Source organism: Spirosoma arboris, from assembly GCF_009754945.1.
GTDB classification, from domain to species: domain Bacteria; phylum Bacteroidota; class Bacteroidia; order Cytophagales; family Spirosomataceae; genus Spirosoma; species Spirosoma arboris.
Genome location: NZ_WPIN01000034.1, coordinates 1 through 22,179, shown reverse-complemented (window position 1 = coordinate 22,179; position 22,179 = coordinate 1). Strand labels below are relative to the sequence as shown.

At 46.1% G+C, this 22,179-nt stretch carries 19 protein-coding genes; 8 read left to right on the top strand and 11 right to left on the bottom strand.

Features of this window, described 5'->3' with window-relative positions:
• Nucleotides 1-649: 649 nt before the first annotated feature.
• Both GO755_RS39920 and GO755_RS39915 read left to right on the top strand, forming a co-directional pair.
• Nucleotides 650-1,231 (top strand): hypothetical protein, encoded by a 582-nt coding sequence (locus GO755_RS39920; RefSeq protein WP_157591043.1) that lies wholly within the window; start codon nt 650-652, stop codon nt 1,229-1,231.
• A 210-nt stretch (nt 1,232-1,441) separates the two neighbouring features.
• Nucleotides 1,442-1,825 carry a hypothetical protein gene (locus GO755_RS39915; RefSeq protein ID WP_157591042.1) on the top strand — a complete coding sequence of 128 codons (384 nt, stop codon included), beginning with the start codon at nt 1,442-1,444 and terminating at the stop codon, nt 1,823-1,825.
• A gap of 165 nt (nt 1,826-1,990) precedes the next feature.
• On the opposite strand, the gene GO755_RS39910 is transcribed toward GO755_RS39915, so the two are convergent.
• Nucleotides 1,991-2,650, bottom strand: a complete 660-nt coding sequence (locus GO755_RS39910; protein WP_157591041.1) for a peroxiredoxin family protein — start codon at nt 2,648-2,650, stop codon at nt 1,991-1,993.
• 35 nt (nt 2,651-2,685) lie between these two features.
• Complete coding sequence (locus GO755_RS39905; RefSeq protein ID WP_157591040.1) at nt 2,686-3,105, bottom strand: hypothetical protein; 420 nt, start codon at nt 3,103-3,105, stop codon at nt 2,686-2,688.
• A 261-nt stretch (nt 3,106-3,366) separates the two neighbouring features.
• Between GO755_RS39905 and GO755_RS39900 the strand changes: the two genes are divergently transcribed.
• Nucleotides 3,367-4,215 (top strand): hypothetical protein, encoded by an 849-nt coding sequence (locus tag GO755_RS39900; protein WP_157591039.1) that lies wholly within the window; start codon nt 3,367-3,369, stop codon nt 4,213-4,215.
• Between the two features lie 410 nt (nt 4,216-4,625).
• Here GO755_RS39900 and GO755_RS39895 read toward each other — a convergent pair whose 3' ends face one another.
• Together GO755_RS39895 and GO755_RS39890 are read right to left on the bottom strand one after the other, a co-directional pair.
• Nucleotides 4,626-5,213, bottom strand: coding sequence for a DUF4142 domain-containing protein (locus tag GO755_RS39895; protein ID WP_157591038.1), 588 nt, complete (start codon nt 5,211-5,213; stop codon nt 4,626-4,628).
• Between the two features lie 524 nt (nt 5,214-5,737).
• On the bottom strand, nt 5,738-6,043 hold the full coding sequence (locus tag GO755_RS39890; protein WP_157591037.1) for a PKD domain-containing protein: 306 nt from the start codon (nt 6,041-6,043) through the stop codon (nt 5,738-5,740).
• A gap of 404 nt (nt 6,044-6,447) precedes the next feature.
• Here GO755_RS39890 and GO755_RS39885 point away from each other — a divergent pair, with 404 nt between their 5' ends.
• Nucleotides 6,448-6,879: a hypothetical protein gene (locus GO755_RS39885; protein WP_157591036.1), complete on the top strand. Its 432-nt coding sequence runs from the start codon at nt 6,448-6,450 to the stop codon at nt 6,877-6,879.
• Between the two features lie 195 nt (nt 6,880-7,074).
• Here GO755_RS39885 and GO755_RS39880 read toward each other — a convergent pair whose 3' ends face one another.
• From GO755_RS39880 to GO755_RS39870, 3 genes are read right to left on the bottom strand one after another with little or no spacing between them, the layout of a single operon-like run.
• Entirely contained in the window at nt 7,075-8,889 is a 1,815-nt protein-coding gene (locus GO755_RS39880) for an NUMOD4 domain-containing protein (protein ID WP_198175071.1), read from the bottom strand.
• A gap of 49 nt (nt 8,890-8,938) precedes the next feature.
• On the bottom strand, nt 8,939-10,408 hold the full coding sequence (locus GO755_RS39875; RefSeq protein ID WP_157591034.1) for a tyrosine-type recombinase/integrase: 1,470 nt from the start codon (nt 10,406-10,408) through the stop codon (nt 8,939-8,941).
• Entirely contained in the window at nt 10,398-10,781 is a 384-nt protein-coding gene (locus GO755_RS39870) for a hypothetical protein (RefSeq protein ID WP_157591033.1), read from the bottom strand. The genes GO755_RS39875 and GO755_RS39870 overlap by 11 nt, the downstream gene beginning before the upstream one ends.
• A gap of 301 nt (nt 10,782-11,082) precedes the next feature.
• On the opposite strand from GO755_RS39870, the gene GO755_RS39865 reads away from it, so the two are divergent.
• Both GO755_RS39865 and GO755_RS39860 read left to right on the top strand, forming a co-directional pair.
• Complete coding sequence (locus GO755_RS39865; RefSeq protein WP_157591032.1) at nt 11,083-11,403, top strand: hypothetical protein; 321 nt, start codon at nt 11,083-11,085, stop codon at nt 11,401-11,403.
• 354 nt (nt 11,404-11,757) lie between these two features.
• Nucleotides 11,758-12,441: a T9SS type A sorting domain-containing protein gene (locus tag GO755_RS39860; protein WP_157591031.1), complete on the top strand. Its 684-nt coding sequence runs from the start codon at nt 11,758-11,760 to the stop codon at nt 12,439-12,441.
• Between the two features lie 191 nt (nt 12,442-12,632).
• Here GO755_RS39860 and GO755_RS39855 read toward each other — a convergent pair whose 3' ends face one another.
• A complete protein-coding gene (locus GO755_RS39855) occupies nt 12,633-13,085 on the bottom strand; it encodes a hypothetical protein (protein WP_157591030.1) in 453 nt (150 codons plus the stop codon).
• A gap of 194 nt (nt 13,086-13,279) precedes the next feature.
• On the opposite strand from GO755_RS39855, the gene GO755_RS39850 reads away from it, so the two are divergent.
• Nucleotides 13,280-16,012 carry a tetratricopeptide repeat-containing sensor histidine kinase gene (locus GO755_RS39850; protein WP_227687283.1) on the top strand — a complete coding sequence of 911 codons (2,733 nt, stop codon included), beginning with the start codon at nt 13,280-13,282 and terminating at the stop codon, nt 16,010-16,012.
• A gap of 95 nt (nt 16,013-16,107) precedes the next feature.
• Entirely contained in the window at nt 16,108-16,509 is a 402-nt protein-coding gene (locus GO755_RS39845; RefSeq protein WP_157591029.1) for a LytR/AlgR family response regulator transcription factor, read from the top strand.
• 98 nt (nt 16,510-16,607) lie between these two features.
• On the opposite strand, the gene GO755_RS39840 is transcribed toward GO755_RS39845, so the two are convergent.
• From GO755_RS39840 to GO755_RS41145, 3 genes are all read right to left on the bottom strand, one after another.
• On the bottom strand, nt 16,608-17,393 hold the full coding sequence (locus tag GO755_RS39840) for a hypothetical protein (protein WP_157591028.1): 786 nt from the start codon (nt 17,391-17,393) through the stop codon (nt 16,608-16,610).
• Nucleotides 17,394-17,403: 10 nt separating this feature from the next.
• On the bottom strand, nt 17,404-21,633 hold the full coding sequence (locus tag GO755_RS39835; RefSeq protein ID WP_157591027.1) for a tape measure protein: 4,230 nt from the start codon (nt 21,631-21,633) through the stop codon (nt 17,404-17,406).
• A 360-nt stretch (nt 21,634-21,993) separates the two neighbouring features.
• A partial coding sequence (locus GO755_RS41145) for a hypothetical protein (protein ID WP_198175070.1) occupies nt 21,994-22,179 on the bottom strand: 186 nt, incomplete at its 5' end.

Below are 22,179 nucleotides of genomic sequence, written 5' to 3'. Positions count from 1 at the left end.
AAGAAATAGACAGTAAATGTATTGATTAGGTGAACCCAAAGGCATCGGATAAATATATGACACCTGGCTATAAACTGACCTCCTCCCAATAGTAGCTTACTCAAACGTTTAATCAGAAAGACCAGGTGTCAAATTGCTATGGAGTCCATGGGCGATGCCTTCGAAATCTTAGGGATAACTGACCAACGCCAGCCCTAGATAGAGCTAGCGTTGGTTCGTCCTGATGCCGAACTCGGTTACAGTTAAGTTAGCCGCCTGACATCCTTGATCGACGCGCCCGAAAACGCAATCTCGTACTGGGCTATCCGCTCCATTATCAGGTCTTCTTTCTACTCCTTGGCCATGGGATAGAGTTAGGCGGTCATGTAGATAGGATAATTCCATTTTCGTACTATTCTAGGAAATACGAAAATAAAACTGTCGAAAAATGCCCAACTATGAAGCTTAAGACAGGAAAGTAGAGTAAAATGGGTGCCGATTTTCGTACTTTAAGAAGAAAAGTACGAAACTGAATAATGACGGTGTAGCAACGCAAACGGTTGTTATCTTGTGACAAGATGGGTGAAAGCGATCATCCTGCTATTAATCGTTATATCTAGCCATTTTGGGGCTTTTAAATATATTGCCATTTATCATAACAGAGAATAGTATGAGCAGTAAGATGAACTGGTTTCTCATCATCTTGGTGTGTACAGTTTTTCAGAGGCTACATGCCCAGACAGATGACGGACCACCTTGTCGGGAAGCCCAACAGGTAAACATTGCTACAGACGATAACAAAAGAAAGATTTTAGTTGACTTCATTCGCAGTTGTGAACAGGATTGGGGAAAGCATAATAAAGGCATTGTCCTTCTTCGGGAGTACCATAATCAAGAAGGTAAACTCTGTTGGTTGCTCTTGCCTAGTATAGATGATGAATATAAGGATAATCCACCTAATCGATTTGCTGATTTTGATGGAGATATCATCCTTATTTTCGACGCTGAATCGAATGGACTTGTTCTTAAACCGACTGTAGGGGATAAAGACCAGCTAAATCGATGCTTAGAAAAAATTATTGGCGATCGGGTTTATACTCGACCCACGATTAAAACTCGTTGGACAAGTTACATGCCCATAGTCAATAAAAAAATAAAAGTGGCTAGACGCCGTATAGACGGTGGAAATGGTGGTAGTCTAATTATCGTGTTTAATGCTGACGGCAGTTATGAAAAACTTATTCCTGTTTAAGGTTCATTATAGACTTATTCTAAGATAAGCCTTTTTTGCTATTCACTTCTCGTATAATATTTCTCACATAACAATAAGTGTAGTTGTACAATTATAATAAAAAAAGTATAACGTATATTCCTATCAGTTTTTGGTACTTTTTGAATAGTAGTACTGATAGTGGCTACCATCTCGTTATATGCTTGGTCAAACAGATAAGCTTACCGAAATATGAAAAAGAGCATATTCATCCTGCTAGTTATAGCTTTTGGGTGTGATGATAAAAAAGAGCCAGATGTATTAGAAACTAAAGAATCTATATCTATTGTCTTGCCCAAAAACACGTGTTCTTTTTCGTTGATTTCAGAAAAAAAGGTTACTAAACAAGCAGGGAGAATAGGATTTAGGGATGACTTAAACATGTATTATATCAATGTCTATCTGGGAGGCATCGACAATACACTGAGTGGCTTGGTTTGTAATATGCCGGATGAGTTAAAGACCGTTGATAAGCAGGTTGTTTTCGATGGGGAATATTTCACTGCTTCTCAGTTACCCTATCCAAAATTTGGCGGAGAGACAATGCGCTACTTAGTCCTGACGGCAATAAAGTGAGAGCCTCAGTCTAGTTAAAATACAAAACCGGTATTGTCTTTTTGATAAGGCAATTTTTGCACAATAATTAGCTCCGTTGTAGAACTATGAATATGTAAAGGGAATAAACTTTTAAAATAACAAAAAAGCTATCAAACTATTTCTGTATAAAGTACAATTGTTAACTTACTTATGAGAAGTTGTTAGTAAATTATCAATAGCCTTCTTTGCTCTAGTGTATGGGCCTAATTTGTCCAGCCCAGCTCCCCCTACCCAAGCATTACGAATAATACCATGTTGATCTATTATATAGGTCGTCGGATTACCGAAGAAATAAAAAGATTTACCAATATCTCTTGCATCAGGAATGATTTTAAAATTAAAGGGATGCTGTTGAAAGAAAGCGGGTTTTAGTTGTTCAGCTTTATCAGAGGAAAAACCCAGAAAGAGTACGCCTTTGCCTTTGTATTCTTCAACTAGCCTATTTAACGCGGGCATTTCAGCCACGCATGGGACACAACCCATATACCAAAAATTGATCACTAAGACCTTACCTGCCAATGTGGATGAGTCGTACGATTCACCATTAAGCGTCTTAAAGGTAGAGAGGGGCATCTGATGACCCTTTACGCATTCTTCCCAATCGTGATGAATTTGTTGATACTTTTGATAGGCAGCGTCTAGTGGTTGAATAAATACGCCTGGAGTAGTCGATTTAGTAGTCGCTACGGCTTGAATAGCTTTTGCTTGATCTATTAAACACTGTTTCAACGTATTATTTTGAGCCTGTAAGTTATAAGGCAACCAGATGTATATTATCAGGTAGTACAATCCTCTTTTTACCATGACCAAATCTGTTTTATAAGCGGCAATATGATAATCTAAGGCCTATAACGTAATATCAACCGTTTATCAACGGTTTTAACTATTCCTTCGTAAGTGATCTTTATCGGGTGCTGTGATGTCAGGGCATCTTCATCCAAAACTCGTATTCGATTAGCATTTGGAATGAACAGGTAATCCTCATCGACTTCAAGCACTCGATCCCCCGAACTGAGCCGTACGGTCGTTTGATTAAAACCAACGGGTAGATTGATTTCATTGCCTGATCGACTCTTAGCTGGATAGAAAAATACAGTAGCCCACTGCTGTTGATTGGGGCTAGTAGTAGAAGCCAGCTTAAAGTGAACTCGTTGTTGAGCGGGAACAGAATCAGGCTTGCTACTAACGGCCGTTGAACGACCGAATACTGATAAACCTGAAAGGGTGATTAAGAATACGGAGGTTAGGATAATTTTCATATCAAGATGTAGAGCTATCAACTTTGGTAACTAACGAGAAGCGGAAGTTTTTTCTGTTGTCTACTCTCTTATCGGATAGCCAAAGCACGAAACTTCGGGCTATCTACTGGTTCATAAAATGCCCATTTCTTAAATCAGATGTATGAAGGCCCTATCGTCTCACATGGGTGTGATTAATAAGAATACGTTGATTCGAATAGTTTACTGGGTACCTTGTCGATTGGCTACTTAAAGTAGCAGAATTTGCTACCTTAATTCACTATGATCAACCGACAAGCCCTTAGCCGGTTCTACCTTACCCTTGTTCCTTTCTTAGCCGCTGGAGTTGCCCTTGGCCTTGGTCATAGCAAACCCCAACTTTATATACCCATCTGGTTAGCCCATGCCGCCTTGATGGCATTCGCCGTCTGGAGCCTGGGAAAGAATTGCTTCACCAATCCCGATCCTGAGCAAAGGCAACTCGGTATTATTGCCCTGTTGGTGATCATTCCCTGGGTTGGCTTTACCCTTTTCGCGGGCATGGGACCTCCGCCTACTTCTATACCCGACTGGGTGAATACCGCTACCGAACAACAGATCCGCTATGCCCTGCTGATAGCGGGGGGAATGCTGATCACAGTTGGATTGACCCTACTGGCTAACAAACTCCGCCTGAGCAATGAGCAGCCCTATTGGTTACTGGGTGTACTGGCGTTGGGCATCGCTTTGCCTTTATTTATCCTCAACATGGCCTATTGGGGTAGCTTTTTAGACGAATCGTTCACCCACTTTTCGGCCGCTTCGCTGGCCAAAAGACCCGATTGGTACTTGTCCATGCGTGCCCTTTTTAATTGGATAAGCGGAGTGGAGGTAGCCCTTTTATATTTAGCTACAGCTGCTTTTGGATTAGCCCTACAATCAGCCAGCTGGTTCAAGTCTAGGGCTTGTCGTATCTATGCGTTTTTCAGTCTAGTGGGTGCTTTACTGAGTGTGCTCCCCTCGTTTTCATTTGAGCCGCTGGTGATTGCCACTTATTTAGTGTCCATCCCTGCTTTTCCCTTCATCATGCCCTATCTGATGGCGCTAAACTTGTTAAATCTAGCCAATCGCACTCCCAACAGGTCTAGCTAACGTGAAACTACGGACGCTATTTTGTCTCAAGTTGGAGCGTTTGCTGAGAAATTTCGGTCTATGATAGCTGTCCAACTTAATCAGTGGCATACGCATTCGAAAAGGAGTTGATCATTTGTCGAATGAAGGCAAGTTGCTGACGGCGTTGCAAATTCCAAGCCGCAATTAAAAAAACGTTCCTGATAGTTCCTTGTAGAAACTCCTGTTTAACTAAAAGGTATTAACGGTCTCATTGGGTATGCACTACCTGAGTACATAAATTGGGTTGGATAACGAACTACCTACGTATGGGTTTGGGAAAATTACCGGGAAACAGGACCTACTCAATTCCAGTTTTTTCAGGATTGCCTAAAAAAACCACACCGACTCGGTGTGGCTAAAAACTAAACAGGAAGATGTATCGATGCAGATTAGCTGCCAAGTTGACCTAAAATCTGTTTGGTCAGCGCAACGTGCTCTTTAAACACCGCCAAAGCTAGGGTAGCCAAATGCCTCGTCTGGCTTTCGGCAGGGCTGGTTTTACCCATTGATTTCGTTAAATAATCCTGCGCCAGATCCCGCAAAAATTCATGATTCTCGAGTTGGGCCTCAATATACGCCTTGTCAAAAGCAGCGCCGGTGGTGGTCTTGATTTTGGTCAGTGTAGCCTGAGCCTTAGCGTCCATGGCTGGTACCGGGGTGCCCAGATCTTTGAGCACCGACGTAACCGCCTTAGCCTCTTCCAACTCAAAGCCCGCGAACTCCTTCGCATAGGTATTAGCCGCTTTACTTAGGGCAATCTGACTGGTAACCAGCGAAAGCTCAGCTGGCCCAATAACCTTTTGACGAAATTCCTTTTCCGTGGCTGCTGTGGGCGAATCATCCAATAGGCTAGATGCCTCGGTGGTGAGCGATGTTAGTAAGGAGGCCAATAAAGGAATACCGGCCCGTAGGGACAGGGTACCGACTATTGATCTCTTAACGAAATCTCTGCGGGGTGTTGGTTCAATCGATTTCATAGAGCTTGTTTGCGATGGATTTACGAATCCGTAACCCAGACAATAAACGGGTGGGTACTCTACCCTGTTCAAGTTCTCGCACAAATCGGCTATCCCAAGACCGTTTGCTCATCAATGCTCATTAAAAAAAGCCTCTAAAGCTGCCAGTAGTCACTATCGTTTACTGACAGGAAAGTAAATGATCTTGCCATGGTGTCCCATGAAGGGTAGTAAGTCCAGTTTGTAAATCTAGGCGAGTTAGATCTTGATGACCTACCGACAATTCATCGACAACTAGAGACCGATTTTTCGTTGGCTGACCAATCTTACAAACGGACGACCAACATTCTACGTTTGTAAAAATCCCATCAAGCCGTCTTTTTAAACGCCCAATTTAGGAAAATGCCAATCGCCCATTGTCTCATTTGGGAGGGTTAATTGAGATTCAGGTTCAGATTTTTAATGGGCTAGCAACAATTTTCGTACTTTTCTTCTTAAAGTACGAAACAAGATCATGAGGGTATTACAACGCGTTGCCAGTTAACTTACAAAGTCACCTCAATCACTTTAGTAATCCCATCGACGCCAACTGAATTTTGAACTGATAAACTAACGGAATACTTACCTTTCCCAAATTGACGCTTGGGGTTCTTTTCACTAGTGGTTGTGGAATACACATCAAACTGCCAGCTATAAACATCAGCGTTTGTCGACTGATTTGTAAACTGAATGAGGCCATTCCCTACGTTTTCCCATATAAAATCGGCTTTTGGAGCCGGTTTTACTATTTCCTTTGAGGAACAGCTAACTACCAATATCGGTAAAAGAAAAGCTATCAACAGTCTGCGCATAGATTATCTTACTCAATAAAAATAGTACAACACAAAGGCCTTAAATCATCTATTTTACTATTGTCTATTATCGGCGATTATACGTTGGTAATCAACTTCGTGAATAAAAGGGATGTAGAGTATTAGTCTTTATAGACACCATCATAGATCTATAAAGATTACTTTTCGTTTTCGTACTTGTGGAAGTAAAGTACGAAACCAAAATACAACCTATTGCGTGAAAGTTTGGCGAACATTGTACTTTTCTCATGTAGGCTCATTTTATTAAATTAAGATTTTCCTTCCAATATTACTCTGTGTGCATAAAAAAGCCCGGTTGCAACTTGCGTTCCGGGCTTTAAACTAAGCGTTAAACCTATTTGATTCGGTTGAACATATAAGAATGAAACAAATGGCTTATACGAATGGGCAAAAAAATATGGCAGACAAAAACAACAAGAAATTTAATTTTCGGCATACTTGCCGGACTAATTGCCTATATGATTATTGGCAAACTTGGCTTATATCTACTTCACATTGGTTGGGCTGACTATGCCACTCATAGTAAAGATAAATCGTATACTCTTGGAATGCTTTTGTCTAGATTATTTATTGGATTAGTAGCCTCCATAACAGCCAGTATAACGACAACAAAAATTGCGAACGATAACGGGAAAAGTGCTTGGTTTGTTGGGGCAGTAGTATTCTGCGTTGGCTCATATATTCATTTTCTTACGACAGTTTGGGGGGATTACCCTAGTTGGTATCATTTTGCTTATGTGCTACCAATAATACCAATTACAGGACTAAGCAATTATTTATTAGCGAAAGAAAACAGGTTTAATAGTGAATGCTGATATACAGGACTTTCTTATAAAACAAGTTGTTGAATTATAAACTCAATGAGAGGGTGAAATTGGTCGGCAAATTCATCAAGCAAAACACGCGCGACTAGCTAGGCTGATCGCGCGTGTCTTATATACGGGTTGCCTCGATGCTACAGACGGTTATCGGCTATTGGGAGTGGTTGATTGTTCATGGCTAATAGGAGATTAGGCGGCTTTGTGAATTTGAGAGAAAGGTCGATTGCTCGCTCGCTTAAATACGATACTCTTATACTCCTCATCAACCAATGCCCCGTCCGTTTTGACATAGTGTTTCATGGTCGTTGTGACGTTACTATGTCCCATAATGCCCGCTACGCCTGCCATCGAAAAACCTCGTCGTAGCATCAAATTTCCCGCCGTTTTCCGGCAAATTTTACTCGTAAAATCCTGCTGAAATCCAATGAGCTTGGCGATTTCGCGAGACTTCTTGTTGAAATAGCCGAGAACGTATGCCTTCGGGACTTTTTGACTTAGGAGTTCGTCAAGTTCGGGTAGCATATAAATATGACATTCATTACAGGGCTTTTTGCTACGGGTAATGACTATCTTCCTGCCTTCCGTTCCGTCACGTTCGTACGCTTGCCGATTTTGGATATATAGTTTGGCATCTTTATAATCGAGTCCCGTCAAACACATAAGTTTTATCCACCAAAGGGCGGGGCTTAGAAACTTATCGACCTCTAGGGTAAAAAGTCGATCAATGTGTTCAGGAGCTAGGTAATAGACGGACTTACCTTTTGAGCGCTCAAATTTCATGGTAATAGCCCCCGCATCAACGGCGATATTTTCATCCTGTAGATATTCCAATACCTTTTGAACTTTCCCACAGTATTCGGCTGCTGTACTTTTTTTCATAAGCTTCTTCAGGTAAAGTTGCGTAGGGTTTCCCACGACGATTTGAAGTAGCCAAAGGCGATAGCGCTTTAAAAAGTTGCGGTTCACCTCTGTTGCCCGAATCTCCCTCTGACCAATTTCACCTAAGTAGCGTTTTAGATAATTCAACCCATACTCCCATTTGTCGAGCGTGTTGGCGCTTAATTCATGTTGAGTACTTTTCTGGGAAAGCAGAAACTTGCAGTAAGCTTGATAGACATTAAGCAAGCTATCTCTAGATGAAAGTTGAGCATGACCTATACCCGAGTAAGCGGGCGGCTGACCTGTCGTATACTCCTCTTTTACGGTTCTGACCGTTGGGAGCGGCCCTATGCCGGACTTGTGTCGCTGCTTTTGGATTAGAAGAATATTCCTAAGGCACAGCTCAGTTTTCCTAAGCTCATCATTGAAGGCAATTATTTCTGAATGACGACCCTTTAATTTTCGTTCTTTCTGATCCCATAACTTACGATCAACGGTCACTACTTCACCATCCCACGGAAGTAGTGGGTTAGGTTTTTCAAACTCAGGCCAACGCAAATAAAAGCCTCCATCTTCTTGGCCTTCAACGGTGATTCGTATTTGAATCGGAGCCGGTAGGCTTGGCTTTTGTCCCAATGACTTATCAATAGTGGTTTGGATCGGGTGTGTATAGTGATACCCTTTCCCCGAAACCACAGGGCGCAATCTAAAGCGAATTGAAATCGCTACTTTTCGGCGTCCTACTACAGGTTTACCGGACTGATTAATCTTGACAGGAATACACAATTCCTCTGGCTTATTTGCAATAACGGGCTGACTACTAACAGCCTCCACGACATCAGTATTCCATCTAAGGTTTGATGCCTTATTATTTTGTAAGTCGCCATCAATATGTACTACACGCTTGTAATTCTTGGGGTTAGCTAAAAAGGCTTTTGCCACAAGCTCATCAATAAAGGCACAAACCTCCGTGCCAAGTTCACTACCTAATGGACGCAATGTAACATAGCTAGTACCTGAATCGCTTAGTTGAGTACGGACAATGTTGCCACTTTGAAGGCTACGGATTTGGCCTAAATCTGACACTTCGTATTGACCTTTATAGTCCACTAAAGGCTTCCACATTACTTTAGATTCAGTAGGCGGTAATGAAAGTTTAGTTCGTTTGACAGAGTTATTCATGAAATAAGCCCTCCTCGCCTATTTGATTGCCCGCCAATTCGCTGATATTGACTTTTACACGACTCATCGCTCGATCGATTGATGTCCCAATCACTTTGACGTAATAGCGCTCCGTAGTCGCAATCCGCTTGTGGCCCAACATTAAGCTAACATCAGCAATCTGATGCCCAGCTTCCCGAACTAGAAAGCCAAATGTTTTGCGGGCTGTTTTGTTCGTTATTCGCCAGTCAATACCCAACTCCTTCTCAATCTTGTTTGTATACCGATTGATACAGGTATTGGTAAGAATTACCGGGCCCTGAGGAAACATAGTAAATAGTGTCTCGACCTCGTCCAGCAAGGGTAGATGATATTCGCTATGAGGAGGTTTGTTACGCTTCCCGACTAGCTTCATTCCGGCACTCCCGTGCACTTCATACGCTTTTCGGTTTTGAGCATAGGCGACCGCATCGGGATAATCCAGGCCTGTACAGCACATTAGACAAAACCACCATAGGGCAATACCTTGTGTACCTTCCCAATCAAGATTTAACAGTTGATGAACATGGGTTGGCTCTAAAAACCGAACCTCTTTATCAGGCGATTTGGGCCAACTAACCCGGCTAACCGGATTGTTGTTTATCAGATCCTCCTCAATCATCCAGTCGAGTACATTGGAAATCTTCAGAACAAAGCGACTAGCTTGCCCTTTGCTAACGGGCTTAAGACATTTTGAACCTCCAGTCTGACGTTGTAGCCAGGCATGGTACCGCTTGGCCCAACCGACCGTAATATTACTAACGATAGGAAGCTGTATGTCCATTTCCTCTGCGTAGGTGGTGAGCAGCTTCAATCCACGATCCCAACGGCGCAAGCTAATAACAGATAGTCCATTATGGGTGCCTTTCTGTGCGTATAAATGTGCAACGTACGCCTGATATGCATCAACCAAGGGGCTATTCGCTGATAGGTGCGTTAAGAGTTTCATGGCTGTTTTCGGATCATGTTCAGGGCGCGGGAAACCCCATCTTCCGTTACTCAGTTGAGGTCGGTTGCCGGTCGTAAGTTCAAGAATAATTGACCTTGCGGCTACGGAGAGCCCCGCTTGTTTCTGGGCTCTGTAAATCTGTTCAACTTTAGCCTTAACAAAACCAATGCTCTCATTTACCAAGTTATCTTGACATCGACTCGCCTGGTCTTCATGCGACCAGTCAGCAGGCCTTACCAATAGGGTGTTATCAAGACGAGAAGCGTTTGAGGTGGCCTTGAGTCCATCGACAACGCGAACAGTCGCTAGTAGAGGATGAAACTCGCCGTATTCTTGTCCGTCCTTTAGTGGCACAAGGCCAAATCGAACGCTGACGGGCAACTCTCTTTTGAGTAGGGCTTTCCGATCGTATTTTTTGGGTCGTTTGGAGTAGTCAGGGACTTTCCGATCACTCTTACGCAATACGCGGGATTTGGGCAAAGCTTCACTTATCATCACGTAAGCCCTCCTTGCTTTCCATTTGAGTAATACCCTCCTCAACAAGTGCGCTCAAGAATTCATCGAGAACCTCGAAATGTTCAATAGACTTTTCGAGGTCATTCGGATTGAAACTAGATTCCCAAACGGGAATGTAGGCTGTAAACCATGCACGAATGTCTTGACGAAGTCGGTTAATCTGTACGGGGTCTTGCATCCGTCCCCCAAAAGCCATTGGGATAGTGACCGTTTCATTGTCCTCCTTATCGAAGGTGATACCGCTCTTTGACCGTTTCTTAGTCGTAGCGGCTAATTTGGCCTCGTTTTGGGCCGTTTGTGTAGATTGGGTTGTAGAATCCCCTTTCCCCGAGTACTTTTGTCCCGTTGACATAATAATGAAAGTTAAAATGTTTGACATAGAGCCCCGCACCGATAGCCGCCAAGCATTCACGGTTCGGGGTTTACTGTTTTAATTACCTCCTCAGTCTAGACTTACAGTCCAGCGGGCAACCTCATCGGTACTATATCGCCTTTTCTGCCTTTACCTCGAAGTGTTCTAAATTTTACAATCAAAGTTATTCAATGTTGTAATTAAGTGCAATTTATTTACCATAAATATTTTCAATATTGCTTTTTTATTGTTATTTCTTACAACTTTGATAACTTTGTGATACAACTTTGAAGACCTTCACATGGTAACTATCAACCAGAGAGTACAGATAATTTTTGAGCGATTGCAAACGAACGCTCACGCCTTTGCTGAAACTCACCGCCTGGTTGCCTCTTCGCTTTATAATATTGTAAAAAATAACCGGAAGCCGAATTCGGAAACTCTTGAACGCATGTGCGCCGTAGAGCCTCGCATTTCAGCAGAATACCTATTGCGAGGTGAGGGTGAGCCTCTGCGGGATCAAAGGCTTATTGCCAATCTGACGACTGCTGAACAACTTCGTAACTTCAAGGTGGAAATCAATGAACTGATCGATACTAAACTTCAACAACTCGAAGCCTGAGCTAACAGACTTTATATATATGAGTGGGTATTGAAGGCCCGGCATTAGTAGTGCCGGGCCTTTTTGTGGAAACCAATTATTACGTAGGCAACCTGCAAACGCGTTTTGCTGTCGATAAATTCAGCTCATTCCGGTTCGGCATGACCTGAATCCACGATACCCGTGATCCGAAGTGAATCGTTAAAGAAGTGAACTCGCATTCACGTCAATAGCGGTTCGAAATCGGACACTCGTTGTCCGATTTCGAACGCAATGAGCCGAAAAAATACCCCTTACAGCTTCCCAAAGCCTATTTTTTACTTGGCACAGGACTTGACTTTACCTAAGCTGTAAACAACTATAAAACATACTCCCATGAAAGCCTCAAAAACCTTCTGGTTCCTTTTTTTGCTGTCTTTTCTGGCCGTAGGCTATGCAATTGCTCAGTCCCCCGATCAGTATGCTTACACTAAACCTGACTCATCCAAAGCCTACTGGACCCTGCGAGCCGACCAAACCGACCAAACACCAACGGTCCAATTTTACAATACCCATCATCAACTCCTCTATCAGGAGCCCCTTCCTACTAGTGCCCGGCATGTCGACCGGCAGACTAAACGCGCACTGGATAAGTTGCTGGCCCATCTGGTCAATAACCGGATTCTTACGACCACCTATTTAACTGAGAAACCTGCGGTTTCGGCAGCTTATATACCTGTTTACCGACCCACTGCCGAGCAGTCGCTTCGCCATGTGGTCTTGCGAAAAGGAAATGCTGTCCTGCTGGTCGAGCCGAGTATGAACCCATCCGGTAAATTAACCGTGAAATGCGCGCAATTCTCCAGTCGATGGCTAATGGTAGCGCTAGAGGATGCAGACCACCAGGAAATCTTCGAGCAGCGTTTTAATACCAACCAATACAAACGCAGTCTGAACCTTACCGAACTACCCAGTGGGTTATATTACCTAAAGGTGGGCCGTTTTAATAGTCCCATTATGTACCGGCTGTTTGTGGATCAATCTACGCAACAATATGAGCTGCAAAACGAGGAGTCCTAACTAGCTTCTGTTTCGTTGCTTTTCGTCCTAAATCTGGGGATTTTGCCCCTAGTGGTTCAGAACCTATGCCTTCACTTAAGAAACGCTCCTGGCTATTGCATAAAATAACTAGATCACCTACATCTCCAGGGCATCGAGTCCGTATTGTTTCCTGTAAAAATACCTTGCCAGCTCCTCAAAGATGGGCAGCATTAGCTCTCATGTGGATGTTTAAGCGACTGGGTTGCTGTCAGTGAGCCGCCTTGACTAGCTACCCCTAAATCAATCTGATTCCAGATCTCTTCAGGCATCACACTACCCGCAATCGCATCCCGTAACGGCCAAAGCAGCATGAACAAGGCCCAGGGAGTGATTAGTAAGGCAATGATCCCCCAGAATGCCGCGCTACTGGCCATTTTAGGGGTGAACCAGCGCTGTTCACCCATGGTAACCACCAGGCCCGAGCCTGTCTCCCCTTTGGTAATAGTGACACTGACGGCATTATGAATCTTTTCAATCACATCCCCCGCCCCAATCTGCACAATGAATGTAGCATCCTTGCCTAATTTTTGGGCTTGAATATCGTGCTGAGGATCAAAATAGGTTACTAAGTAGTCAGCCAGTGCTTCTGGAGAGAGTTCACCCTGATAGATTTTCTGCTGCATAGCGTTAATCGTCTTTTATAGAAAAGGCAAATCAAGCCCAGTTCTCATCATCACTTTTTACGTTCTGGTCAGACTGCCATGTCCCAAACGGATTAGTTTTTGGCTCAAATGAGATAGCCGCTCGCGGTTAATAGTGAGATCTTTGAAAAGCCTAAGCCTAGTTGCTTGGTATTCGTTTTTTCTCCATCCTGACCATGCCTCGACATTTCTTTTTTTGTCTGTTGTTTAGTTTCTTTTCCTGCCTAAGCCACTCGCAGGCCCAGGAAGCGGCTACACCGTATCGGGTAAAAATTGATAGCCTACAAGCCCTGATCAATCAGCACCCTAAATCCGATACCACCACCGTTAAACGCCTTAATTATTTAGCCCGCCTATGCTTCTATGATATGCAGTTTCAACGGGGGCTCCTGGAAACCGTTCGAGCGCATCAGTTGGCCAACAAACTGCATTATGTGAAAGGGGATGGTTTGTACTGGCGAACACTGGACTATTTCAACTCGTATAGCCCTCATACTTATTCATTTTATCATTTTCTGACCAGGTGGTCTTATGATGACCGTAAGCAAGCGGAAGAATTTTTTCAGCTCGGCGGAAGGATGCCTGACCTTCGGAAAAACCCACAAGCAAAAGCTCAAATGCTGGTGGCCATAAACTACTTTGAAAAACATCTGGATCGGGAGATTCTGGCCAATTTGCTGATCGCCTACCTGGGGTATATTCCACGAGATGAACAGGCTCCCTATTTAGAGAAGGCCATTCGGCTATTTAGAGAAAATAACCAACCCGATCTTCCCTTTTTTATCTACAGACATGAAATGGTGGTTTATGAAAAAGAAGGCAAAGCCAAGGAAGCCAGAGAGACCGAAATTGAGGCCCGAACCATTCTGTCCAACACAAAAGATAGCCGGGAGAAAGCCTTAATGTATTACTTCCTCCACCAGATATATGCGTCTCAGAATCGAAAGGATTTAAGTTTTGAATTTGATACCAAAGCCGTGCAGCTATTGGAAAACCTTGGGGAGAAAGAACTACGGCTCAGCGCGCTTTATCGCCTGGGAATAATCAGTTTCGATTTGGGCCTAAATAGGAAGGCCGCCGAGTATTTAAAAAAATCAGCTACTCTAGCTGCGGAAAATATAAACAATAGTGCAAATAGCCTACCCGATCTTTATCTTCAAATAGCTTTCTCCTATATCAACCTGAAAGAATTTGAGGAAGCCAAATACTTTATCGACAAATCTCAAAAAGCCCCGAACAATCTCCATAGTGAAAACTTCAAAAAAATTATTACCGCTCGGCATTACGATGCGGAAGGGCAGCTGCTGATGGGGCAAGGCAGCTATCAGGAAGCGTTGAAGAAGTTCACGCAAGCACTGGCCTTTGCTAATCAGACAACGGATTCTACCCGACTGGCTTCCTATATGACCTACTACATGGCTCAATGCTATCAGAAGTTAGGTCAACTTCAGGAAAGCATCAAGTATGGCAAGATGAGCTACGATAAATCTTCGACACGCCACCAGATCTCAGGTCAATTTAGATTCGTAACCACAAAGTCATCGCTGTTGCTGGCCGAAGTCTATGAGGAAGCTGGACTACCACTGGAAGCCTATAAGTATCTGAAAGAGTATCAAAAACTCCGAAAAGAATCCGACCAGAAAGACGAAGCCAGTTATTTAGCGGACGTGGAAATTCGATCGACTATTGAAAAAGAGGAGCAAGAGAAAAATCGATTGAAGCAGGAAAAACTACAGCAAAGCCAACACATCCTGGCCATTGAAAAACAGCGGGAAATCGATGGGTTAAAAGCCCAGGCGGAGAAGCAGTTACTTGAGTCGAAAGCGGAACAAGCGGAACTAGACAAAAAGCTCGACAAGGAGCGATTGGAAGCCAAAGCCCTTCAAAACAAGCGCCAACAAGATTATCAAATCTCCCTGCTGAATCTGGACATTGACACTCAGCGTAAAGTCAGGACAGGATTGCTAGGTGGGCTCGCTCTCTTTGCGTTATTCGTAGCCGTTCTGTTTCGCCAAAATCACGTGAAGCAACGCTTCAATGCACTCCTGTCGAAACAAAAAGTAGAAATAGAACGGCAACGGGATCAATTGGACCATACCCTGACTGAACTCAAATCCACGCAGACCCAACTTATCCAGAAAGAGAAGCTGGCCAGCCTGGGCGAACTGACAGCCGGTATTGCCCACGAGATTCAAAATCCCTTGAACTTTGTCAATAACTTCTCGGAAGTAAGTACTGAACTAGTTACTGAATTAGAAGAAGAACGGCACAAACCGCAACGAGATACCGAGTTAGAAACAGAACTGCTAGCGGATCTAAAAGCTAACTTACGAAAGATCAACCATCACGGCGGACGTGCCAGCAGCATCGTCAAGGGTATGCTGGAACACTCTCGCGTTGAAACAGGCGAGAAACGGCCTACTGACCTCAATGCTTTAGCCGATGAATACCTCAAAATTGCTTACCATGGACTTAAAGCGAAGGACAAAAGCTTTGCCTGTGAATTAGTCACCGAGTTTGATCCGGCGTTGGAGCCGCTAGAAACGGTGCCTCAGGAGATTGGACGAGTATTGTTGAATCTGTACAACAATGCCTTTTATGCGGTTGCGCAGCGAGCCAGCCAAACCCATCATGCAGACTATCAACCGACTGTTTGGGTTAGCACAAGCCAGGTAGCTGGGAAAGAGGTCGTTCGCGTTCGGGACAACGGTACAGGTATTCCTGAGTCGGTTAAGAGCAAGATCTTTCAGCCATTCTTTACCACTAAGCCTACCGGGGAGGGAACTGGCTTAGGCCTATCACTCAGTTATGATATTGTCACCAAGGGTCATGGTGGTACCTTGCTGGTGGAGAGTCATCAAGGAGAGGGAACTGAGTTTAGAATTGAATTGCCTACCTATAAGGGGTAGCAGCCAGGATAGGCAGGTCTATAGAGCCTCGAGTTCTACGAGCCACTACTCATTTATATCATACATTTTTTCCACTCCTTTCAACTATTCCTGTTATGAAACGATTAGAAGCTGCTCAACTACAGCACAAGTTTGAGCCGGAGAAAGTGCTTTATTTGGTTGGAGACGTTAACTACTGTACCGTGTATTTGCTGAACGGTAAGTCAATTTTAACGAGTCGGACGCTGAAATGGTACAGTGAGCGCTGGCCTCAGTTTATACGTGTTCACAAAGGTAGCCTGGTCAACCCGCAACACATTCATAGCTGCGTTGTCGCTTCCTCGATCGAAGCGCAGTTGATTATGCGAAATGGCGCTCGTCTTTCCATTGGCCGAAGACGAATTAGTGATGTTATAGATCAATTAGGAATTGGCCAAGCTAAGTATGCGGGTGTAGCCATACACGAATTAAAATCAGAATGGGATTCCAGTGCCCCAGCTAATATCAGAGTGGCCTAGTGGTCGGCAAACGTCCTCGTTTTCCGCTTTCTGACTAGCTTTACCATGGCCCCGATTGACTGTTCGTAGCTAAGGCAAGTCTTTAATCGTCAAGAACCCTATCGTTTCTTGGCCTTAGCCAGCGCCAAAGCCTGCTGTTCATTCCGCTCTTCCAGCATCTCCAGCCAGCCGTAGAACTGATAAACCGTTAGCGAATTGACATCATTGCAACCCGACTCCTGAAGCCTCGTATACAGCCTGAATTGCGATTTCTCTAAACTCACAGGGGTATTATTGGTCTCGTCACGCAGATCGATCGGCTTCTGCATCGTCAGCACGTCGAGCGTGGTTTTGTCTAGCTTGGCTTTGGTTTCCTCCGTATCGAGTGCCAAATGATCAGCCAGCGCGATTCCGTAATTGAGTTGCCGCTGCAGGTTATTGTATTTGCCCCGAATGACCCGGTTCGGATAATACCGCTTGATTTCGGCCAGCATCTCCGCTTTAACCGTTGCTAGTGAAGTCTCAATCTGTTCAAGGCTTAGACCCTGCTGCTTGAGGGCCGTCACGCGCGCGCCGAGCGCGTCTTCCGAATAATCGGTTACCGGCTCCCCGTTGATGGCCTGCACATGGCAGGCCCATTCCGGTTCGACCGGATTATAACCCTGTTCCAGTAAGGTAATCGAGAGCTGATAATTATAGGCTTCTAGTTGATAATCGGCCTGCTGATTGAAGGCGAGCAACAGGTCTAGCCGCTCCTTACGGACTTCCAGTTCCTCGGGTGATAAAGACAGCCCCGCCTGCTCAATGGCAAACAGCTTGGCGTCGAGTTGGCGAGCTGCCGGAAACTCTTTGATCGAATTATACAGGCTCACGGTGAGCGAATCCGAAATGGGTAATGTTAGCATCGTTTTACGTTTATGCGCCGTAGCGTCGCTTGTAGTACTCAGTGAGGTTGCGACCGCGACGTTCGCGCTCACGCATCCCTTGCTCGTCGAAAATCGTCTCACGAACGGGCCGCTCGTCGAGAGCCTTTCCGAGGGCTTCGTACATATCCTGTTTGGTCAGCGAGGGCGAACCCTGAAGAGCGAGTTGATAAATCGCGGCTTGCTGCTGGATGCGGCCCAACTGAAGCTGATCGGCCGATTGGTGGTTAAGACTAATTTCCTGTTGGGCGATGTCAGCCACTTGTTGCTTGCTCCAATTGCCCAGTAGCGCTGAGGTTTCCGCTGCGGTATAGACCCGGTCACCGGGTTTAGTCTGGAATACGGTTGGCTTGGTCAGTAGCTGCGAATAACCGGCGCGATCGACCAGCAATTCAGTACCGGCTTCCCCGCCCAAGGCTAGACCAGTATAATTATCGGTTTCAAGTTTACCATACTTATACGCCGGTAAGGGGCGAGACAGCACCGCTGCGGCTTCCAATGCCCCCGTCGCAATCACAAAGGCGGTTAGTAATCCTGCCGAAATCCCTAGATCCGCGTAGTAGGTACCACCCCCGGTCGATAAGACCGAGGCCACCCCCATCGCCGTTTTCAGCGCGATCGAGAACAGCGCCTGGTCCCGCTCCTGAACGGCTTGCTTACGAGCAATCTCGGCCTTTCGTTTGTTATACTGCTCATCGATCCGCTGTTTGGCATCGGCGTTGTCGCCTGCCAATTTAAGCTCGTTGTCGTGCTGCTTTTCCAGGGCCTGGGATTCCCGCTCATTGTTGCTGGTCATCATGCTAAAGGCGGTATCGCCCAGCGTGGTGGCGAACTCGGCTCCCAGTTGCAACAACGCATCGCGTTTCTTCTTAGCTTTCTCCGCGTTTTTCAGCTTCTCACTGGTTTCCCGAGCATCCTGAGCAATCCCATTGTCAGCCATCTTTCCGTCCAACTTCATCTTGTCGGCAGCCGCTTCCTGACCACGGACCTTTTCCAGTTCACGGAGTTGCTGATTAGCTGCTTCGATTTCCGCATCGGTCAGCATGGCATAGTCCCGGTAATTCTTAAGCTGCTCGATCTTATCGTCAAGTAGCGAGTTACTGAGTTGCCGATCTTTGGCGTAAGACTGCTCAAACGCAGTAGCCTGCTCTTTCAGGTGCGCCATCTGGAGAGAGTATAGTTTAGCATCCCCCTCGCCCGGGGTAATGGTGCCCTTGGCCACATCCAGTTTAATCAGGTTCTCTTGCTGGGTGTAGTATTTTTCGAGTTCCTGCAGGCGATTTTCCAGTTCAGCCGCTACGGTCTCGTTGACCTGCTTGAGGGCGTCTTTAGCTTCCGATAATCCTTCTTTCCAGTTTTTCTCCTCGGCCTTTACCTTGCGCTTTAAGTAATCCGCCTGTTCATCTAGTTGATGTTGGTAAGCTTGCTTATACAATTCGGATTCCTCCTGACCAGCTTCCTTGAGAATCGCCATTTCGCGCGTCGTGCCCGCTTGTAGCGCTTTGTGCCGCTTTTCTTCGTAGTCCAGATCACTCAGTCCCCCTTCGTTATGTTGGACATCCAGCGCAGACACAGTCGCGCCGGTTTGACTCTTAGTAGTCTTTAGATCCAGTTGAAGTTGTGAACGCTTGTACTCGGTTTCCGCTTTCTCTTTCTCCCGGAGTACGTTGATATAATCGTCGGTCTCCTTTTTGTTAGCTCGTTCCAGCAAAACCTGACGCTCGCTCAGGCCCTTGAGCGTAATCTGTAACCGCTGCTCGATAAAGGTTTGCTCGTCCAGGAGCCCGTCCTGTTTATCGTCATTGAGTTTGCCCAGGTTGCGGTCTGAGGTTGACTTGGCCAGCGATAGCGCGTCGCGTAGCCGCTTCTCTTCGGCGATCCGGGCTTTGTTAGCCGCTGCTTCGCTTTGACCCGGCTGGTCGCTTCCTGAGGCCGCGGATGTTAACGACGGGCTTAGGATAGCTCGTTTCTTGTCTTCATAAGCCTTGATTTCTTTCAGGATGGCTTCGCGTTGTTTCAGGCTTTCCTTATCGCCTTTCAGCAGTAGACTGGCCTGCCGGGTTGTTAGCTCCGCAATCTTGTCGTTGTAGTCGCTGATTAACTTGTATTGTTTGAGAGCCGCCGATCCGGAGTGTTCGATCCAGGCGACCGAAGCCGCGTCGAGCTTATCGCCTAACTGCAACCGCTGCGTCAGCCCTAACTCGATTTGGCGATTTTGAGCTTGTATGTCGGCCTGTTGCTGCTTTCGCTCCTCGTCGGTTAGCGGTACTTCCCGGCGTTTTCCGGGGTCTTTGTCCGTAGCGCGCCGTTTCTCCTCATCGGTCATTAAGAAATACGGCTTTCCAAAAGATTCCTGTTTGGTCCCCCGATTTAAACGAGCTGTTGCCTCCGACGCCAATTGCATGGTACTACTGGTTTGCACGCGCAAGGCTTCAATAGCCGATTTATTGAGCTCAGCGTTTAATTCGCGCTGTGCCTGGGTAAACGCCATCACCTTGGACTTATTAATATCCAGCGCATTGCCGTACACATCAAAGCCCGTAGCGGCTGAGGGAGCGAGATTGGCCAGGTCGTTCACCACGGTTTTTAGCTCCCGTTGCTCGTCGGTGGACAGTTTCGATTTGGCCTTTAATTCGTCGTAGCGAGCGAGCAGGGCGGGCAATTGGGTTTCCAGTTGCTTGACCACTTCGGTTTGATCGGCCAATCGGGTGTTCGCCGTTTGTAGGGCGGGCGAAAAGAACTCCCGGACCGAATGCGCCATGCGGGTCATGTTGCCAATCCATTCCCCCGCCGTATCGCCGATGTTGACACTCTTGACCCATTCGACGGCTTCGTTGCGAAAGCGCGCCAGATTAGCCGAAAGCCCCTCGACGCGCCGTTCGTGGTTGGGGTTAAAGGTCTTTTCCAGTTCGGCGGCAAACCTGGGTAGGAAGTCCGACGCAACGACTTCCCCGTTTTTGAGCATGTCACTCAGCTTGGACGTCGTGACGCCCATCGCATGGGCGGCAATGTTGAAGGCTCCCGGAAGACGCTCGCCAAGTTGGCCGCGCAATTCCTCACTTTGCACCGTGCCTTTGGACATCATTTGACCAATGGCGAGCAAAGCCCCATCCACATCTTCGGCGGGTCGTTTGAGTCGTCCCATGGTACCGACAATCGAGCTAAAGATTTTGTCGGTAGCTTCTCCTTCCAAGCGGGTTCCTTTACTGGAAGCGGTCAGGTTGGTATAATTCTTTTCGACGACCGAAAGATCTTGCCCCAAATCGTCCGAAATGCGTTGTAGCAGGGTCTGACGCTGGGTAAACAGGGCCGTGTCGTTGGAGACCACTTTCAGCGCCGAATCGAGCGAATCGAATTGGAGGGTAATATCGCCCACCTTTTTAATGGCCTCGATCGCTGAATCTACCCCCGCAATGGCTAAACCAGCGCCCGCCAGGCGGCTACCCACGCCCAGCGCCATACTAGCCGCCGAACTGCCGGACGCTTGAGTTTGGGTCGGATAATTTCCCACGTTACGTCCAAAGACCTGTTGGCCCTGCTCAACCTTACGCAGGGTGGCAATGTTCTTTTGGTACTGGTCATTGAGGGCCACAGCTGCCCGGTTCTGCTCGTTGATCTTTTTGGTCGACAGGTCATACGCGCCCGGCATGGCGTCGAGCGTTTTCTTCAGATCAGCGGTTTGCTGCTTGAGGTGGTTCAAGGAGCCCTCGGCCGCATCGATCGCCGATTTACCGACCTGTAACGATTTACTCTGCGCGTCGATCGCGCGCGTGACGGTTTTCATTTCAGCCGTGAGCGCCCGCTGTTGCTTTTGATAGTCTTTCGACTGATCGTCGAGGGTCTGATACCGTTGAACGAGAGTGGCGAGCCGAGCCGTCAGGTCCGAAACAACCTTGCCGTTGAGTTGCTGAGCCTCATTTAGGATCGACAGGGATTGTCGGGCGACAGTAACGCGCTGACCGACTTGACTAATTTTTTGGATATAGTCTGAGATTTGCTGATCGGCTCCATTACGGGTCACACTCCCCAGGCTCTTGATGCCTTCGCGGAGGGGTGCCAGGTCTTTTTGAGCGGCATCGAGCGAGGCTCGGATGCGGTTCACGGAAGCGACTGTACTTTGGGCCCATCCGTCTGTGAGGGTCTCCAAATTAACCATCAAATCGGCGATGCGCTTAAAGTAGCCATCAAAGCCGAAGACATCATTATCGGTAAGTAAAGCCATAGCCGTACATCAAGTAAAGTTGATGCAATTCGGCCCTGCGTGTGCTTGTGTCGGTATAAATGTACAAAGATTAGGGGGAAAAGCCAACGGCTACTAAATGCGGCAGTGATGATCCATAAGGGCAATAAATCCTTTGATTGCTGCGGCAGCTTTTGGAATACACTTCACCGATTTGATGAACTTTACTCAAGTTCAAAAACTAAGTTTAGTAAAGTTAAAGCGAATCGTTTAACTGATTAAAGTTGAGGTGAAGTAGTCATATCTTGTCCAAACTCGGGAGGTAGTCAGTTGGACTGTAAGCCTGTTTCTTACAAAAAGGCCCGAGTCTATAGCTCGGGCCTCTGATACTAGCTGATCGTTTTACACCTGCAAGAGCGGGTCGACAAGGATTTTGGTTAAGGCTTCTCTCAGAATTGGTTTAAGGACTATCCCCTGTTGAAGCTGCTCGCTAAACTCCGCTTCTGAAAAGCCCATTGCTTTGGCATACCGCGCCGTCATACCTGGTAAGGCTTCTTCAAGCCGAAGCATATCGGCCTGATCGGTAAC

Bases quoted from the DNA above. Each gene is read 5' to 3' on its own strand.
- GO755_RS39920 (WP_157591043.1), top strand. From the start codon at position 650: ATGAGCAGTAAGATGAACTGGTTTCTCATCATCTTGGTGTGTACAGTT.
- GO755_RS39915 (WP_157591042.1), top strand. From the start codon at position 1,442: ATGAAAAAGAGCATATTCATCCTGCTAGTTATAGCTTTTGGGTGTGAT.
- GO755_RS39910 (WP_157591041.1), bottom strand. From the start codon at position 2,650: ATGGTAAAAAGAGGATTGTACTACCTGATAATATACATCTGGTTGCCT.
- GO755_RS39905 (WP_157591040.1), bottom strand. From the start codon at position 3,105: ATGAAAATTATCCTAACCTCCGTATTCTTAATCACCCTTTCAGGTTTA.
- GO755_RS39900 (WP_157591039.1), top strand. From the start codon at position 3,367: ATGATCAACCGACAAGCCCTTAGCCGGTTCTACCTTACCCTTGTTCCT.
- GO755_RS39895 (WP_157591038.1), bottom strand. From the start codon at position 5,213: ATGAAATCGATTGAACCAACACCCCGCAGAGATTTCGTTAAGAGATCA.
- GO755_RS39890 (WP_157591037.1), bottom strand. From the start codon at position 6,043: ATGCGCAGACTGTTGATAGCTTTTCTTTTACCGATATTGGTAGTTAGC.
- GO755_RS39885 (WP_157591036.1), top strand. From the start codon at position 6,448: ATGGGCAAAAAAATATGGCAGACAAAAACAACAAGAAATTTAATTTTC.
- GO755_RS39880 (WP_198175071.1), bottom strand. From the start codon at position 8,889: ATGTGGAAGCCTTTAGTGGACTATAAAGGTCAATACGAAGTGTCAGAT.
- GO755_RS39875 (WP_157591034.1), bottom strand. From the start codon at position 10,408: ATGATAAGTGAAGCTTTGCCCAAATCCCGCGTATTGCGTAAGAGTGAT.
- GO755_RS39870 (WP_157591033.1), bottom strand. From the start codon at position 10,781: ATGTCAACGGGACAAAAGTACTCGGGGAAAGGGGATTCTACAACCCAA.
- GO755_RS39865 (WP_157591032.1), top strand. From the start codon at position 11,083: ATGGTAACTATCAACCAGAGAGTACAGATAATTTTTGAGCGATTGCAA.
- GO755_RS39860 (WP_157591031.1), top strand. From the start codon at position 11,758: ATGAAAGCCTCAAAAACCTTCTGGTTCCTTTTTTTGCTGTCTTTTCTG.
- GO755_RS39855 (WP_157591030.1), bottom strand. From the start codon at position 13,085: ATGCAGCAGAAAATCTATCAGGGTGAACTCTCTCCAGAAGCACTGGCT.
- GO755_RS39850 (WP_227687283.1), top strand. From the start codon at position 13,280: ATGCCTCGACATTTCTTTTTTTGTCTGTTGTTTAGTTTCTTTTCCTGC.
- GO755_RS39845 (WP_157591029.1), top strand. From the start codon at position 16,108: ATGAAACGATTAGAAGCTGCTCAACTACAGCACAAGTTTGAGCCGGAG.
- GO755_RS39840 (WP_157591028.1), bottom strand. From the start codon at position 17,393: ATGCTAACATTACCCATTTCGGATTCGCTCACCGTGAGCCTGTATAAT.
- GO755_RS39835 (WP_157591027.1), bottom strand. From the start codon at position 21,633: ATGGCTTTACTTACCGATAATGATGTCTTCGGCTTTGATGGCTACTTT.